Source organism: Paenibacillus sp. 32352, assembly GCF_002042965.1.
Taxonomy (GTDB): Bacteria; Bacillota; Bacilli; order Paenibacillales; family NBRC-103111; genus Paenibacillus_S; species Paenibacillus_S vulneris.
Genome location: NZ_MZNT01000002.1, coordinates 98,632 through 115,111 on the forward strand (window position 1 = coordinate 98,632; position 16,480 = coordinate 115,111).

General features: G+C 51.6%; 14 protein-coding genes. 13 read left to right on the forward strand and 1 reads right to left on the reverse strand.

What is annotated here, in order from left to right:
* The first annotated feature begins 52 nt into the window (after nucleotides 1-52).
* The 12 genes from mutS (at nucleotide 53) to B1728_RS04935 (ending at nucleotide 14,681) form a co-directional block, all read left to right on the forward strand.
* On the forward strand, nucleotides 53-2,827 hold the full coding sequence (mutS, locus tag B1728_RS04885; RefSeq protein WP_079909075.1) for a DNA mismatch repair protein MutS: 2,775 nt from the start codon (nucleotides 53-55) through the stop codon (nucleotides 2,825-2,827).
* Between the two features lie 42 nt (nucleotides 2,828-2,869).
* Nucleotides 2,870-4,042 carry a S41 family peptidase gene (locus tag B1728_RS04890; RefSeq protein ID WP_179135893.1) on the forward strand — a complete coding sequence of 391 codons (1,173 nt, stop codon included), beginning with the start codon at nucleotides 2,870-2,872 and terminating at the stop codon, nucleotides 4,040-4,042.
* 40 nt (nucleotides 4,043-4,082) lie between these two features.
* On the forward strand, nucleotides 4,083-4,325 hold the full coding sequence (locus B1728_RS35680) for a hypothetical protein (protein WP_483310969.1): 243 nt from the start codon (nucleotides 4,083-4,085) through the stop codon (nucleotides 4,323-4,325).
* A gap of 5 nt (nucleotides 4,326-4,330) precedes the next feature.
* Complete coding sequence (gene mutL / locus B1728_RS04895; RefSeq protein ID WP_079909076.1) at nucleotides 4,331-6,418, forward strand: DNA mismatch repair endonuclease MutL; 2,088 nt, start codon at nucleotides 4,331-4,333, stop codon at nucleotides 6,416-6,418.
* Nucleotides 6,419-7,216: a class I SAM-dependent methyltransferase gene (locus B1728_RS04900; RefSeq protein ID WP_079909077.1), complete on the forward strand. Its 798-nt coding sequence runs from the start codon at nucleotides 6,419-6,421 to the stop codon at nucleotides 7,214-7,216. It begins immediately after the preceding gene.
* On the forward strand, nucleotides 7,210-8,181 hold the full coding sequence (gene miaA, locus B1728_RS04905) for a tRNA (adenosine(37)-N6)-dimethylallyltransferase MiaA (protein WP_377740741.1): 972 nt from the start codon (nucleotides 7,210-7,212) through the stop codon (nucleotides 8,179-8,181). Before B1728_RS04900 ends, miaA begins: the two co-directional genes overlap by 7 nt.
* Before the next feature lie 11 nt (nucleotides 8,182-8,192).
* Nucleotides 8,193-8,432 carry an RNA chaperone Hfq gene (gene hfq, locus B1728_RS04910; RefSeq protein ID WP_028548519.1) on the forward strand — a complete coding sequence of 80 codons (240 nt, stop codon included), beginning with the start codon at nucleotides 8,193-8,195 and terminating at the stop codon, nucleotides 8,430-8,432.
* Between the two features lie 287 nt (nucleotides 8,433-8,719).
* Nucleotides 8,720-11,557: a transglycosylase domain-containing protein gene (locus tag B1728_RS04915; protein ID WP_079909079.1), complete on the forward strand. Its 2,838-nt coding sequence runs from the start codon at nucleotides 8,720-8,722 to the stop codon at nucleotides 11,555-11,557.
* Nucleotides 11,558-11,718: 161 nt separating this feature from the next.
* Nucleotides 11,719-12,423, forward strand: coding sequence for a peptidylprolyl isomerase (locus B1728_RS04920; protein ID WP_079909591.1), 705 nt, complete (start codon nucleotides 11,719-11,721; stop codon nucleotides 12,421-12,423).
* Nucleotides 12,424-12,616: 193 nt separating this feature from the next.
* On the forward strand, nucleotides 12,617-13,579 hold the full coding sequence (locus B1728_RS04925; protein ID WP_256865238.1) for an ADP-ribosylglycohydrolase family protein: 963 nt from the start codon (nucleotides 12,617-12,619) through the stop codon (nucleotides 13,577-13,579).
* A complete protein-coding gene (locus B1728_RS04930; RefSeq protein WP_079909593.1) occupies nucleotides 13,579-13,974 on the forward strand; it encodes a VOC family protein in 396 nt (131 codons plus the stop codon). The genes B1728_RS04925 and B1728_RS04930 overlap by 1 nt, the downstream gene beginning before the upstream one ends.
* Nucleotides 13,974-14,681: a YdcF family protein gene (locus B1728_RS04935; protein ID WP_256865239.1), complete on the forward strand. Its 708-nt coding sequence runs from the start codon at nucleotides 13,974-13,976 to the stop codon at nucleotides 14,679-14,681. The genes B1728_RS04930 and B1728_RS04935 overlap by 1 nt, the downstream gene beginning before the upstream one ends.
* A gap of 74 nt (nucleotides 14,682-14,755) precedes the next feature.
* On the opposite strand, the gene B1728_RS04940 is transcribed toward B1728_RS04935, so the two are convergent.
* A complete protein-coding gene (locus B1728_RS04940; protein ID WP_079909080.1) occupies nucleotides 14,756-15,538 on the reverse strand; it encodes a GNAT family N-acetyltransferase in 783 nt (260 codons plus the stop codon).
* A 326-nt stretch (nucleotides 15,539-15,864) separates the two neighbouring features.
* On the opposite strand from B1728_RS04940, the gene B1728_RS04945 reads away from it, so the two are divergent.
* Nucleotides 15,865-16,458, forward strand: coding sequence for a histidine phosphatase family protein (locus tag B1728_RS04945; RefSeq protein WP_079909081.1), 594 nt, complete (start codon nucleotides 15,865-15,867; stop codon nucleotides 16,456-16,458).
* Nucleotides 16,459-16,480: the final 22 nt, after the last annotated feature.

The window sequence follows — 16,480 nt, forward strand, 5'->3', positions numbered from 1 at the left end:
GAAGCAGCTTACATAAAGCAAGTCAGAGATGAAGTAGCATGGAGGAACGAGCATGGCCAAATATACGCCGATGATCGAGCAATACCTCAGCGTCAAGGCCGAGGTGCAGGATGCTTTTTTGTTTTTTCGCCTAGGCGATTTTTATGAAATGTTTTTTGAAGATGCAGTTAATGCCTCCAGGGAACTAGAAATTACACTGACCGGAAGGGAAGGGGGAGCCGAGGAACGCATTCCCATGTGCGGCATTCCCTATCATTCGGCGGATAACTATATAGCCCGGTTGATAGAAAAGGGGTACAAGGTTGCGATTTGCGAGCAGGTGGAGGATCCTTCCCAGGCGAAAGGCGTTGTGAAGCGGGAGATCGTTCGCATTGTGACTCCGGGAACAGTGATGGATTCAAGGCTTCTGGGAGAGTCAAGCAACAATTACATGGTGTCGGTGACGGAAACCGGACACGGCATGTACGGCTTCGCGGCTTGTGACATTTCAACGGGCGAGCTGTTCGTGACCCGCTTGGAAGGGACGCTCTCTCTTGTTGCCGATGAGATGAATGTATATCATCCCTCGGAGCTCCTCGGAACGCCGGAGCTGCTGGAGCGGCTCAAGGAGCACATGTCCGCCTCAGCGGGACAATCGCTGGTCATCACTCCTAGACCTGGCAGCAAGGTACATAACGGCATTCAGCTTAGTGATTTTTTTGCGGCCGAGGAGCTGTCTGCCCTTCATAGAGAGGGCCAAGCCTGCGTGGAGCAGCTCATGCTGTATCTTACAGAAACGCAAAAGAGATCCCTTGTGCATATCAAGCACATCCGGGTCTATGAGCCGAATCAATATATGATTATGGACCCGTTCACAAGACGGAATCTGGAGCTTGTGGAGACGGTTAGAGACCGGACCAAGAAGGGGACGCTGCTGTGGCTCCTGGATAAAACGATCACGGCTATGGGCGGCCGTCTGCTGCGCAGATGGATCGAGAAGCCGCTCATGAGCGAATCGGCGATTCAGGAAAGGCTTGAGGCGGTGGACAGGCTCTATCATCAGCTGATTGTCCGCGATGAGCTGAAGCAAGCCTTGAAGGAAGTATATGATCTGGAGCGCTTGGTGGCGCGTATCTCCTACGGCAGCGCGAATGCAAGAGATCTGCTCGCGTTGAAGTCATCGCTGCAGCAGGTTCCGAGGCTTAAGCAGGTGTGTGAAATGTCGGGCTCCGAGACGCTGACGAAGCTCACCTCAAGAATGGACCCCTGCCAGGATGTCATGTCCTGGATTGAAGAGGCCATAGCGGAGGAGCCTCCGGTGTCCGTTAGAGACGGCGGTATGATTAAGCCGGGCTACCATGCCTACCTGGATCAGCTTCGCGAAGCCAGCACGAACGGGAAACGCTGGATTGCGGAGCTGGAGAAGCAGGAGAGGGAGCGCACCGGCGTCAAGTCGCTTAAGATCGGTTATAACAAAGTGTTCGGATACTACATTGAGGTTACGAAAGCGAACTTGTCCTCCCTGGAGGAGGGGCGCTATGAACGCAAGCAGACCCTCGCTAATGCGGAGAGGTTCGTCACCCCGGAGCTGAAGGAAAAAGAAGGACTTATTCTCGAAGCACAGGAAAAAATGGTGGATCTCGAATACGAGCTTTTCATGCAGCTGCGGGACAAGCTATCCGCTCACATTACAAGGCTTCAGCAGCTTGCCGAGCTGATTGCGACGGTAGACGTATACCAGTCACTGGCAGCGGTAAGCGCGGCGAACCGTTATACGCGTCCTCAGATCGGAGAATTTTACGAGCTTCAAATCCAAGAAGGACGGCACCCCGTCGTAGAAGCCGTCATGCAGGACGGCGTGTTCATTTCCAACGATACGAAGCTTAGCACGGATGAAGGGCATATGCTGCTGATTACCGGACCGAATATGGCAGGAAAAAGCACCTATATGCGTCAGGTTGCCATCATCTGCCTTATGGCCCAAATCGGCTGCTTCGTGCCCGCCGAGTCCGCTAAAGTCCCGATTCTGGACCGAATCTTTACAAGAATCGGTGCGGCCGACGATTTGATAGGCGGTCAGAGCACCTTTATGGTCGAGATGATGGACATTCAGGTGATGACGGAGAAAGCGACGGACAAAAGCCTGGTCATCATCGACGAGCTAGGCAGAGGCACCTCGACAGGGGAAGGAATGTCCATTGCTCAGGCAGTCATCGAATACCTGCATGATCGCATAGGCTGCAAAACGCTGGTGTCCACCCATTTTCACGAGCTCGCTCATCTCGAAGACACACTGAAGGGCCTGCGGAACTGCTGCATGGCCGTTAAGGAAAGCGGACGGCAGGTCACCTTCCTGCGCAAGCTGATTCCGGGCGCCGCGAGCACTAGCTACGGTATCTACTGCGCCCAAATTGCCGGGCTGCCTAACGGCATCATTGACCGTTCCTACGAGCTGCTTCACGCTTTTGAAGCGCGTGCTGACCTGGTACAAGGCCATGCACAGGCGGCTGCAGCCATGGAGGATGCAAGGGATAAGGCACCGGTAACGCAGGGGGATAGCGATCACTCTTCACATGAACCGGCAGCTGCGCAGGAATCGCAAGGCGTTGGCGAGAAGGCGGATTCATCTGTGATACCCGCACTGACTCCGTCCGAGCAGGTTAAAGAGACCTCCTACGTTCAATTAAGCCTGTTTCAAGAAGCGCAGCCGGTGTCGGACAAGTCGAAGAAAAAGACGGATCCGCGAATGGAGCAGGTTGCAGAGCAACTGAAAACGACGGATTTAATGAATATGACACCAATGATGGCCATGAACTTTTTATATGAATTGAAAAGACAATTATCATAAAGCTCTAAATTCCAGTTTCCTATCTTGAAAGGATGAATGTCTATGAACAGGATCGGCAACCGATCCATGGTACGGCGCACCGCTGCTGCCCTAATCTCTCTTTCCTTATTATTTCCAACGGTTCCTACGGTATTTGCCGCCGACAAATCGGATGCCGATACGACACGCCTGACCGAAGTGCTGGATCTGATCGAGCAAAATCATGTCAGCGCCCCGAGCAAGCAAAAGCTGACCGATATCGCGATTCAATCGATGGTGGAGTCCTTGAATGACCCATACACTATTTATTTCACACCGGAGGAACTGAAGCAGTTTCAAAATTCGTTGGAAAATAATTACGTAGGCGTCGGAATCCGCGTTCGGGCGGAGGACAATAATGCCTATGTAACCGAGGTGTTCGACGGGCCTGCGCAGAAAGCAGGGATGCTTCCCGGGGACAGAATAACCGCTGTTAACGGCGAGTCGGCCGAAGGGCTAAAGCTGGATGATGTCACCAAGAAAATTTTGGGACCGGAAGGTACAGCTGTATCTGTTACGGTGGAGCGCAATAAGCAGTCTCTGGTCCTTCAGATGACCAGACAAACGATTCAGGTACCTGTCGTCACCCATAAACGGTTCGATCCGGGGGTCGGATATATTCGCGTCACCGGATTTTCAAGCGAAGCCGACGAGCAGACCGCTGCCCAGTTGGCCGAGCTAAAGCAGCAGGGAATCCAGAGTCTGATCCTGGATTTGCGAGATAATCCGGGCGGCCTGGTCGAGTCCGCTCAAAATATGGCCAGACTGTTTGTAAAGGAAGGCGTGCTGATTCATACCAAAGATAAAAACAATGTGGATACTCCGGTCAAGTTCTCCAATGGGACAACCCAGCCGTTCCCTCTGTATATCCTGGTCAACGAATACAGCGCCAGCGCTTCGGAGGTTCTGACGGGAGCCTTGCAGGATTACAATGTGGTGGCCAAAGTCATCGGCAAAAAGACGTTCGGCAAGGGAAGCGTTCAGTCCGTTTATCCGCTCTCTAGCGGGGGCGCGTTGAAGGTGACGATAGAAGAATACTTGACGCCGAAGCTGCGCAAAGTGAACAAAGTCGGACTGAATCCCGATGTAGAAGTCGATGGAGAAGTGCCGCAGCTCATTACGGCGCTGCATGAGGCAGGCGTTAGCAGCGTGAATGTGGAGCTGAGCAAAAAAAGGTGTATCCATCAACAAGATTGACGTAGAGGACAGCTTTAACGTTGTTCGTGACAACGGAGAACTGTATGTTCCTTCCAGATTGCTTAGCTCACTGTTGAACGCATCGATCCAATGGAATGCCGAGCAGCAGGCGGTTGAGGTGTCCGTGAATGATTCGAAGCATACTTACAGCACCGCAGACGGTTCGCTTCTGCTTCAGAACGGGTCCAGCTATTTGAATATGAACCGCTTTAAGCAGGACTTTCCAGAACTGAATTGGTCCGATACGGACGGTCAAGTGGAGTTAAGCGTTACTAAGGGGTAATAGCTATGGGTAAAATAAAAATTTTGGATGAGCATATTGCCAATCAGATAGCAGCCGGCGAGGTTGTGGAGCGGCCCTCCTCCGTAGTTAAAGAGCTGGTGGAAAATGCCATTGATGCGGGAAGCACCCGGATTGATGTCGCGATCGAAGAAGGCGGACTTGAGCTCATTCGCGTTACGGATAATGGCACCGGCATGGAGAGGGACGACTGTGAGGTTGCCTTCTTCCGGCATGCGACTAGCAAGATTGCGAGCTCTCAGGATCTGTTCTCGATACGGACGCTGGGCTTTAGGGGGGAGGCGCTGCCAAGTATCGCGGCGGTGTCGAAAGTAACCTGCGTGACTTCCACGGAAACGAACGGCCTGGGCTACAGGATGGTCATCGAGGGAGGCACGGTCAAGGAATTTACGGACGCCGCTTCCCCGAGGGGCACGGATATACAGGTGCGCGAGCTGTTTTATAACACTCCGGCCCGGCTCAAATATATGAAGACGATACAGACTGAGCTTGGCCATGTTTCGGACTTTATCTACCGGTTAAGTCTGGCCCATCCGGAGATTGCTTTCACTTTGAAGCATAACGGGGGCCAGCTGATTCAAACGCTGGGTAACGGAGATATGCTGCAGGTGATCGCGGCCATCTATGGAACGGCAGTGGCCAAGAATATGCTGCTGATCGAAGGGGAGCATCTCGATTATTCTATTCGGGGATATATCGGCAAGCCCGAGACGACGCGGGCCAACCGTAACGGCATCTCGACGGTTATCAATGGAAGATATATCCGCAATTACACCCTGATTCACGCTCTAATGCAGGGCTATCATACCTTGCTGCCCATTAACCGCTATCCGATAGCCGCTTTTCATATCGAGACGGATCCGACGCTTGTCGATGTTAACGTCCATCCGGCGAAGCTGGAGGTGCGGTTCAGCAAAGAGCAGGAGCTGATTCAGTTCGTTGAGGAGCAGGTTCGGCAGGTCCTGAATAAGCAGGTGCTTATTCCTTCCGCGGCCACGGCAGGCAAAACGAAGAAAGAAGCATTCGTGCAGGAGCAGATGGAGCTGTACCGGGCTTCTGGCCTGCCTCCGGTTCCGCCTGAACCGGTAAGCGGGCAGGCAGCTTCTGTTGAAACCAGCGAAGCGTTTCGGTCTGGAGCACCAGGAGCATGGGGAGCCGGCACGGCCGGCAGTATTCGCGAAATGCACCCTTCGGGTCCAGCGGAACCGTCCATTGCACAAGCAAGATCAGTAAGAAGCAATGAACCGAAGGAAAGCTATGGCGGCCGTTATGACGGTATCAGCGGATCATCGGCGGCTGGATCCTACAGCTTCGACCCATCGAAGACTCAAAGCAGTGGATATGCCCAGAGCCAGTCAAGCCTTCGGTCGGGAACAGGTGCTTATGGGGATCGTACCCCTGAACGTACCCAGGCTGAGCAAGCGGCGGCGAGCAGTGCTCTGCTTCGATCCATTACAGTGGATCAGGAGCAGGAAGCCCCCTCGCTTCCGGCTTTTCCGAAGCTGTACCCGATCGGGCAGATGCATGGGACCTATATTGTTGCGCAAAATGAGGAAGGTTTATTTTTAATCGACCAGCATGCCGCGCATGAACGGATCAATTATGAGTATTACTATGAAAAGTTTGGAAAGCCTGCAGAAGCCAGTCAAGAGCTTCTGGTGCCCATTACATTGGAATTTACGCCCTCCGAGGCAGAGAGGCTGAAGGAAAAACTGCCTATGCTGGAGCAAGCTGGGGTTTATTTGGAGCCGTTTGGTGGAAATGATTATTTGGTAAGAGCCTATCCTCATTGGTTCCCTTCAGGCGAGGAACGCGCTCTGGTTGAGGAAATGACCGAATGGCTGTTATCCGAACGTAAAACCATTGATCTAGGAAAGCTGAGGGAGAAGGCGGCGATTATGTGCTCCTGCAAAGCGTCGATCAAAGCGAATCAAAGCTTGAGCACGCTCGAAATCGAAGGCTTGCTCGATCGGCTGGCAGCTTGCAGAAATCCCTATACTTGTCCGCACGGACGTCCTATCGTCATCAGCTTCTCCACATACGAGCTGGAAAAAATGTTTAAGCGGGTGATGTAGTTGCTGATTACAACCTCGTATGATCCACGACAAGAGCAGCTTGCGCTCGCACAACGGCTTTTGGAGCAGCTGAAGCAGATGGAAGGAGTTACAGGACCGCTGCGGATCGTACCAAGAGCCCGGCTCTCTCTGCCCCAGATGAGGGAGCGTTATAAAGAAATGGACATCGTGCTTGTATCCAGAGAGCGAATAGAGTATTATCATGAACAGCAGCCTGCAATGTTTTTTCATCCCAGCACGGCAGCGATTCGGATCAAACGGCTGCTGAATGGGGAACAGGATACTTTGCTGCACTTGGCTCAAGTCCAGCCGGGGGATACCGTATTGGATTGCACCGCTGGTTTAGGGTCAGACTCCATCGTGTTTTCATTTGGAGCCGGTGAAGCCGGAGCGGTAACGGCATTGGAAAGCAGTCCGTTACAATGCTTGCTGCTGCAGCACGGGCTGGGCTCATATTATTCCGACATTCCCGGAATGATAGAAGCTATGCGGCGAATCCGAACGGTTCAGACGGATCACCTGGACTTTTTGCGTCAGCAGAAGGACCGGTCGTTCGATGTCGTATACTTCGATCCGATGTTCCGCAAGCCGATTCATGAATCAAGCTCCATTCGCTCCATTCGGGGGATTGCCGATTCAAGAGCGCTCTCGGAGGAAGCTGTTGCCGAAGCGCTGCGGGTTGCCCGGAGGACGGTTGTCATGAAAGAACATCGGGATAGCGGTGAATTCGCCAGACTGGGCTTCACAGAATTGCACCGCTCAACAACGAAAATTGCTTACGGAGTGATAAGATTGTGACTGAGGCTTTGAGAAAGCCTGGGCTTCTTGTCCTTGTCGGACCTACTGCGGTTGGCAAGACGAAGCTGAGTATCAGGCTGGCATCCGAGTACGGAGCCGAGATTATTTCGGGCGATTCCATGCAAGTGTATCGCGGAATGGATATCGGTACGGCGAAAGTAACGCCGGAGGAGCAAATGGGAGTGCCTCATCACCTGATCGACATTCATGACCCGGATTATCCTTTTTCCGTTGCGGAGTTTCAAGAAAGGTCCCGTAAGCTGATTACGGAGATTCACGATCGGGGCAGACTTCCTTTTATGGTAGGAGGCACCGGTTTATATGTTGAATCGGTCTGCTACGACTATCAATTCAGCGAAAGCGGCTCGGATGAAGAATACCGGGAAGAACAGCGCCTGTATGCCGAGAAGCATGGGAATGAAGCGTTGTGGGAAAGGCTGCGCGAGGTGGATCCGGAGACGGCCGAAAGGCTGCATCCCAACGATCAGCGTCGAATAATAAGAGCTCTGGAAGTATTTCACTTAACAGGAGAACGGCTTTCGGAGCAGCTAAAGGTACAAAAAAAACAGTCTCCCTACGAACTATGTATCATCGGGTTGACAATGGACAGAGCTTTACTATATAAACGTATTGAAGAGCGTATCGATCTCATGCTGGAGCAAGGTCTGGTGGAAGAGGTGCGGCGTCTTCGAGACCAAGGTTACGGAACACAACACATTTCGATGCAGGGACTTGGCTACAAGGAGATTTTGGGCTATTTGGAAGGGGCAGCGACCCTGGAAGAGGCGGTTGTTCAGCTGAAGCAGGATACCCGAAGATTCGCCAAGCGCCAGCTCTCGTGGTTTCGCCACATGAAGGATATCGAGTGGGTTGATGTGAGTAATCTGGAAAATTTTACTGCCCACTTGGATCAGATTCATGCTATAATAGCAGATAAGCTAAAAATCGAACGTCAATTTATTTGAGGGGGCCCATGATGAACAAATCGATCAATATTCAAGACACATTTTTGAACCAGCTGCGCAAGGAAAATATCCCGGTTACCGTCTATTTGACTAATGGGTTTCAAATTCGCGGTATCATCCGTGCGTTCGATAATTTCACCATCATCATTGATAGCGAAGGCCGCCAGCAGATGGTTTATAAGCATGCCATATCAACCTTTACTCCACAGCGTTCCGTTTCATTGATGCAGGATAACAACGCCGAAGGCTAAGACCCTGCTGCATTGGAAGCCAGGACGTTAACGCAACATTTCGGCTCTTTGAACCGTCTAATTTCATAACGTCCATAAGAGCAACCCATGCAGTAAGGGTTGTTCTTTTATTACCACATCCAAATGTCTAAGTTCTATACAGCGCTAAGCGCGAAGTAACGGCATTTGGATTGGCGAATAAACTTACATCTAAACGTGGTCGCTCATCTTCAAATGACCTCGATAGATGTTTATTTCACCACATCCAAAGACCAGCTTGATAGAGACAAAAGAGGTGACGGAGAGAGATGACTGCTGCGAAGAAACCACCATCGGGGAAACCGAAGAAAAAGAAGAAAAAAAGCAAGTTTAGTGCAGGAAAAGCTTTGATGTTTACGTTTATCGCCGCCGTATTAGCTCTGATATGCGCTTTGGGCGTCTATATTTTTATCATCATTAATGGCGACAAACTGCTGAAGGAAAATATCGACAAGCTGGATATGGACGAAGCTTCTCACATCTATGATGTTAGCGGAAATGAAATAGCGACATTGTCGAGGGAGAATCGCGAGGTTGTACAGCCCGAAGATATTCCCCTCAAGTTGAAGGAAGCCTTTATAGCGACGGAGGACAGACGCTTCGGTCAGCATTCCGGAATCGATTTCCTGGGGATCGGCCGTGCCTTGGTGAAGGACATTGTGGCAAGGAGCGCGGTCGAGGGCGGCAGTACGATCACACAGCAGCTGGCCAAGAACGTGTTCTTATCCAGTAACAAAACGTTTTTCCGTAAAGCTACGGAAATGTCGATCGCGGTTGCGCTTGAGAATAATTTTAGCAAGGATGAAATTTTGACCAAATATTTAAACCGTATTTTCTTTGGGAACCGCGCTTTCGGCGTGAAAGTGGCGGCCAAAAAGTATTTTAACGTTTCAGATCTAAATCAGCTGCAATTATGGCAGATGGCGACTCTGGCGGCTATTCCGAAAGCGCCCAGCACTTATAATCCTATATCCAATCCGGAAAAGTCGAAGGAACGCCGGTCGGTCGTATTGAAGCTGATGCAGGATCAAGGGTATATTACAGAGGCCGAGCGGGCCCAGGCGGAGGCAGTCGAATATGTACCTCCCAAAACAGCTGCAAACAACAGCAATGACTATTTGGCCTTTACCGATTACGTGCTGAATGAAGCGAACGATGTGTATGGGCTCACCGAGGACGATGTGCTGACCAATGGTTACAATATTTATACGACTATGGATTCTACGGCGCAAAAAATTATGGAACAAACCTTTGCGAACGATAAGTTTTTCCAGAAGGACGGTCCGGAACAAAAGATGCAGGGAGCCATGGCCATCGTCAATAATGAGGACGGCGGACTCGTTGGTATCATCGGGGGAAGAGATTATGTGGCCCGCGGCTTGAACAGGGCTACAATACCTCAACAGCCGGGATCCTCGATCAAGCCGATTATTGCGTACGCTCCGGCTATTGAAAGCGGCAAATATACGCCTTACAGCATGTTGCAGGATAAGGAAGTGTCGTATAGCGGTTATTCTCCTCGAAATTACGATGGAGTCTACCGCGGGCAGGTCTCGATGTTTGACGCCGTTAAGCTTTCCATTAATGCTCCTGCGATATGGCTTCTGAATGAGATCACCGTGAAGAAAGGGATGGATTTTGCCGTTAATATGGGCATTCCGCTCGATCCGGTGAAGGATCGAAACTTGGCTATCGCTTTGGGTGGATTGACCAAGGGGGCAACTCCGGTTCAGATGGCAACGGCGTATGCCGCATTTGCTAACAACGGCTATTTGAACAAGACCCATTCGATTATCAAAATTCAAAACGATAAGGGCGAAGATCTGTATACATTCAAGCAAGAACGGAAATCCGTCATGAGTCCGAAAACGGCTTACTATATGACGCAGCTTATGGAGGGCGTAGTAGGTCCCGGAGGTACAGGGGCGGCAGCTAAATTCAACCGTCCGTTGGCCGGGAAAACCGGATCTACGCAAAACGTCATCAAAGGGCTCGAGAAATACAATCGTGACCTGTGGTTCACGGGGTATACTCCGGAATGGAGCGCAGCAGTATGGATCGGCTTCGATAAAGCAGACGCGAAGCATTACGTTACGATGAGCAGCGGTGCGCCGGCCGTTATCTTCAAGGAAGTTATGCAAAAGGCGCTGGCGAATAAGCCGATGACGCAGTTTAAAAAGCCGGATAATGTTCCGGAACTGGGTGCGCCGCCTAAAGCTATAGGTGATTTGAAGGCGGAGTATGACAAAGATACCCGGTCGGTCATGCTGAGCTGGACCGGCGTAGGGGACAACGTGTCCTATCAAATCTTCCGCAAGGAAGATAAGGATAAGGATTTCCCTGCCGAACCGGTGCTGATGACCCCAGGAACTCAAGTGAAGGACATTGCCATTCCGGGAACCACGTTTCAATATGTAGTGGTGCCGCTCAATCCGGACAGCGGATCCGCTGGCGCGCAATCTAACGTGGCTACCGTAGTCGTCCCAGGCGATACCAATGCGGATGGCTTGGGTCAAGGACAGCCGAATGGCCAAGGACAGGGTCACGGCCCGAACGGCAACCAGGGCCAAAATGGGAATCAGGGACCGAACGGCAACCAAGGTCAGAATGGAAATCAAGGCCAAAACGGCAAGCCCGGACAATCCGGCACTTCTACGGATGGCAAAGGGCAGAACGGCGGAGCTGCCGGCGGCAGCGGATTGCCTGGCCAAACAGGCAATAACGGTCAAAGCCAAGGCCAAGGGCAAGGGAACAATCACGGTACTGGAAGCAATACCGGGAACACGAACCAGGGCTCCGGCCAAGGAACCACTGGCGGATCCCAAGGCACTCCGCAGCCGGGCGGGACGCCCAAGCCCGGCGGCAGTACCGGCGGCACCGGGGGAACCGGCGCCGGCGCAACCCCTGGCACCGGGTCGCAAGGCTCCGGTGCCGGAAGCACCGCTGCCCCGGGCACGGGCAGCGGCAGCGGAGGCGCAGCAGGGGGCACAGCCCCTGTAACGCCTCCGCCGGGGGCGGGCGCGCAAGGCGCTACCCCGCCGCAGGGCAGCACCGAAGCGGCAGTGGCTTCGCCGCCGCCGAGCGGTGCTGCAACAGGCACGCGCTGACCGTGCGTGCCGTACCCACAGAGCCGGTTCATACGGCTCTGCAAGAGCAAAGCCTCCAAGAGTCCATCTTGGAGGTTTTGTTAATTTTTGGCCAGTCGTAGTATAATAGGGGATGTGGACTTGTCCATAAAAATCACATGTATGGAGTTGAAGGATGGAACATGAAAGCATCACTAGCAGCCAAGATTTCTAAATGGGCTTCCCTTGCCGTGGTATGCGCGTTATTGCTGTCCGCTTGCGGCACCAAGCCGGCCCCGGACCAAGGAAAGACGAGCGCAGGACAACCAACGGCGAGCCAACCGCCTGCAACCCAGGCATCGCCGCAACCTCAGACCAAGAAAAGCTGGTCTTCTCCACCTGAAATGAAAATCGACCAGAACAAAACCTATCAAGCTACGGTGACGACGTCCAAAGGGACATTCAAAATCGATTTGTTTGCCAAAGAAGCGCCTAAAACCGTGAATAACTTTGTCTTCTTATCCAAAGAGGGCTTCTATAACAATGTCGTATTTCACCGCATCATTCAATCATTTATGGTTCAAACAGGTGATCCTGAAGGTACAGGGCGCGGAGGTCCCGGATATAAATTTGAAGATGAGCTGAAAACGAGTCATCAATATGAGCCGGGAATTGTAGCGATGGCGAATGCAGGATCGAATACGAATGGCAGCCAATTCTTCATTTGTACCGGCGAGGACAGCAAGAACCTGAACAAAACGCCGAACTATACGATCTTCGGAAAAGTGTCCGAAGGAATGGATGTCGTACAACAAATTGCCGCGACACCGGTGGAATCGAACGGAAGAGAAGTGAGCAAGCCGACTGAGAAAGTAACCATACAGTCCATTGACATTACCGAAAAGTAAACCACAAAGACATTAAAAGAACGAGCGGGATCGATTTGTACAATGGATTTAATGATACCCGGTCCTCGGCTTGCATACACATAGGAATGAACATGAGCAGCGTGGAAGAGGTTCCGCGCTGTTTTCCTTCTGACGGTGATTCGTGCCTGCACACCAATAGCGAAGGGTCAATGGACGAAAGGAGAGGAAGTCTGTGACATCATTCATAACCAAATCGGAGAGATATCAAGGCTGCTTGCTTGGACTGGCCGCCGGGGATGCCTTAGGTACGACACTTGAGTTTCGTCCGCCCGGCAGCTTCGAGGCTATAACCGACATGATCGGAGGAGGCCTGTTTCAATTGGAGGCAGGACAGTGGACGGATGATACTTCCATGGCTTTATGCTTGGCGGAAAGCCTGCTCCACTGCCGGATGTTTCATCCGGCGGATCAAATGGAGCGCTACGTTCGCTGGTACAGGGAGGGGTACTTAAGCTCCACCGGGACCTGCTTTGATATCGGGAATACGGTGAGAGCAGCATTGGAGCGGTATGAGGAGACGCTGGAGCCCTTCAGCGGCTCGATCAAGCGGATGGCGGCAGGGAACGGGGCATTGATGCGCTTGGCTCCGGTTCCAATGTTTTTTGCCAGTCATCCGGAGGAAGCGCTAATCCGTTCCGGAGACAGCTCCCTGACTACGCACGGGACGGTTCTGTCCGTAGATGCATGCCGCTACTTCGGCGGGCTCATTGTTGGGGCTCTGCAGGGCAGGAATAAGGAAGAGCTGCTATCGGCCGGTTTTTCACCGGTAGAGGGTTACTGGGAGCAGCGTAGTTTGGTGCCGGAAGTCGATCAGGTCGCCAACGGCTCCTTTAAATCCAAGCAGCCTCGGGAAATTAAAGGAACGGGTTATGTTATCGATTCACTGGAGGCGGCATTGTGGGCGTTTTATCGCAGCAGCAGCTTTGAGGACGGCTGCCTCATGGCCGTAAATCTAGGGGACGATGCGGATACCACAGGAGCCATCTACGGGCAGCTGGCAGGCGCCTATTATGGGGTCCGTGCCATTCCTCCCGATTGGCTGAACAAGCTGACGATGAGGTCCTACCTGGAAGAAACGGCTGTCGCATTGATGCAAGCCTCCGAGGATTCTGCCCGACGGGAGCGTGTTCTATGATTCCCGTAACGGGGTTCAATCATGTTACGCTGAAAGTGAACGATCTTGCGCAGTCTCTGCCGTTCTACCTGGATGTCCTGGGAATGAAGCTGGTCCACCGGGGACTAAGCGACGTTTATTTGGAATGGGGGACTGCCTGGATATGCTTGCTGCAGCGTCCGAATGATCCATCGGGAGCAAAGTCATGTACAAGCGGCATGGATCATCTGGCATTTTCTATTGCAGAGGCTGATTTTCCTGCTGCAGTCGTGAGATTGCAAGAAGAAGGTGTCCCTATCGTCAGAGGACCAATCTGCCGGGGCGGAGGCTGGAGCATCAATTTCCTCGATCCCGATGGCATAGAGCTGGAGCTGTTTACAGGCACATTGGCGGAGCGGATGAAGGTGTGGACATAGTGCGGTTAAAGGGAAAGAAGAAGACCAGTATATTTTCAAGATGGATTATCATCCTAAGCCGGTTGCTTCGTTTGCTGCTTGCCTTGTGTATTCTCGGGCTGGCATGGGCTGTGTTTTTACTTTGGAAAATGGAGTCATTCCCCGATAACCCGCAGGCGCGCGGCGATGTAGGCATCGTGCTTGGCGCGGCATTATGGAAGGACACGCCCAGCCCGGCTTTGAAGGAAAGACTTGACAGAGCGGTGGAGCTGTACCGGTCCGGCCGTATTCCCCGAATTATCGTCTCGGGCGGTCTGGATTCTGTCTACTCCAAGCTTACGGAAGCCGAAGGAATGAGGAATTATTTGCTCACACAAGGTATTCCAGCTGGCGTGATCACCATGGAGACTCAATCTACCAGCACTTATGAAAATTTATTGTTTTGTCAACAGCTGCTCAAGCAGCAGGGCTGGACTTCCGCCGTGATTATAACCCACAGGTACCATGCCGTTCGGGCCATGGATATCGCTGCATTTCTTGGGTATGAACAGTTTGAAGCCTCCCCAGTGGATAGCAAGGTTCTGATGATGTATTGGTACAAAAGCCGAGAGACGTTAGCCTGGACCAAGTGGGAATTGGATAAGCTACTTATCCGGATAGGATTGGAGTCAAAGCCGATGGATTCTTCCGCTATCAAAGCGGGGTTCATCGGCTCTTCTTATTTCTAGACATATTATTCGGGGGTTACTCCGACGTTGTATAAATTTTCTTTTAAAGGATTATCTCGACGAGGTCTCGCATGCTAGGCAAGGATTTCTCGCCGGTAATGATACTTGTACAGTGGACGGAAGCCAGCGCTTTGGTACAGCCGGACTGCGGCCGTGTTGCTCTCGACCACTTGCAAATACATGCGGACAGCCCCTTGGTCCAGGCTCCAGCATGCTAACTGATGGAGCAGGGAACGGCCTAGGCCTTGTCTGCGCATGGAAGGGTGAACGACTACGTTGAGGAGAGCCGCCCAATCGCCTTGAATTACGGATGTGCCTAAGGCAGCAGTACGCTGGTCACGGTGCATGCTGACGAATCCTTTGGGGGACTGGATTCCGGCTAAAACCCGATTATAGAAGGCGTATGTATGAGCACCGTAATCCTCTGCTTCCAAAAAATCGGTCAGCCATATCCGGTTATGTTCATCTTGAACGGTATATTGGAGCGGGAGCTCTTTTGCAGGAGAAGTAAGTTCCATCATTTGTTCTATATCGGCAATCATGACGGCGCTCTCGCCCTCTTTGACAAAGGAAAGACCTTCCAGCAGTGAATCCAGCCCGTCCGGAGAAGCTTCACTAATCTGGATAATTAGCGGTAAGTCTTGTTGAATATAAAAATTTCGAACCTCTTCGAGCCATGCTGGATTGTTGGGGATGGTCCCAAAGGTTGATGTCCATACGCTATTGGCTCTTTTGGTCGTACCCTCGGAGACACGGACTAGCCAGTCTGCATAAGGATGAGCGGTTAGAGCAGGCCAGGTGTGAACAGCCAAACGTTCTAAGGAAGCTATGAGGCTTTGTCGTTCCGTCTTGTTCAAGATATCCCTCCTTGGTTAGTGTAATATAGAATAAAAACACAAAATTATGTATAAATATACACTTGTATCAGCGTGTAAGTCAATTAGATATTGGAGAGTCGAAGCTTCAAAATGAGAATCCCTGTTACGCGGGGTATGGTATAATATGGATCATGGATTTCAAGAGCAACCAGTTTCTTTTCAGATTGTGAATGGTGTTAATTATTTACATCATTAACTATTAAATTATTTACATCATTAACTATTAAATTATTTTCTTGAATACAGTGTATCGGTAAGCCTGATTACCGCGCAAACTGCATTTTTATCCCAAAGGAGGGAGCAGGATGATGTCTTACGATTCGGAGGACATGCAGCAAATGGGACATCACAGTGACAAGCAAACCATTTTTTTGATTCGGCACTGCAAAGCGGAAGGGCAGGCGTACGATGCTCCGTTGACAGCAGAGGGCGTTCTTCAAGCTGAACGGTTATCCGCTTGGCTTGCAGCGTATCCTATCCAATATGTAGCGTCGAGTCCCTTTACCAGAGCAGTTCAAAGCGTGAAGCCTTATGCAGAAAAAATGAATAAACCTCTGATGACGGATGTGAGATTCTCCGAAAGGAAGCTAAGCGAAGAGAACAGGGAGGATTGGCTGCAGTGCCTGGCACGCACCTTTGAGGAACCGGATTTATGCTTTCCCGGAGGGGAATCCAATAGAGAGGCTGCGGGACGTGCGGTTGAGGCTATAATCGGGCTGCTTGAGCTGGGGTACAGCACCTATGCGGTTGCCTCGCACGGCAATCTTATTGCGATCTTATTAAACTACTATGATAGCCGGATAGGGTTTGAGCAATGGAAGCAGCTATCGAATCCTGATGTGTTTCGGTTAACCTTCCGGCATCGTCAGTTAGAAGAGCTGCAGCGGGTATGGGACTAGAATCGTCCCGACGATAGTTCTG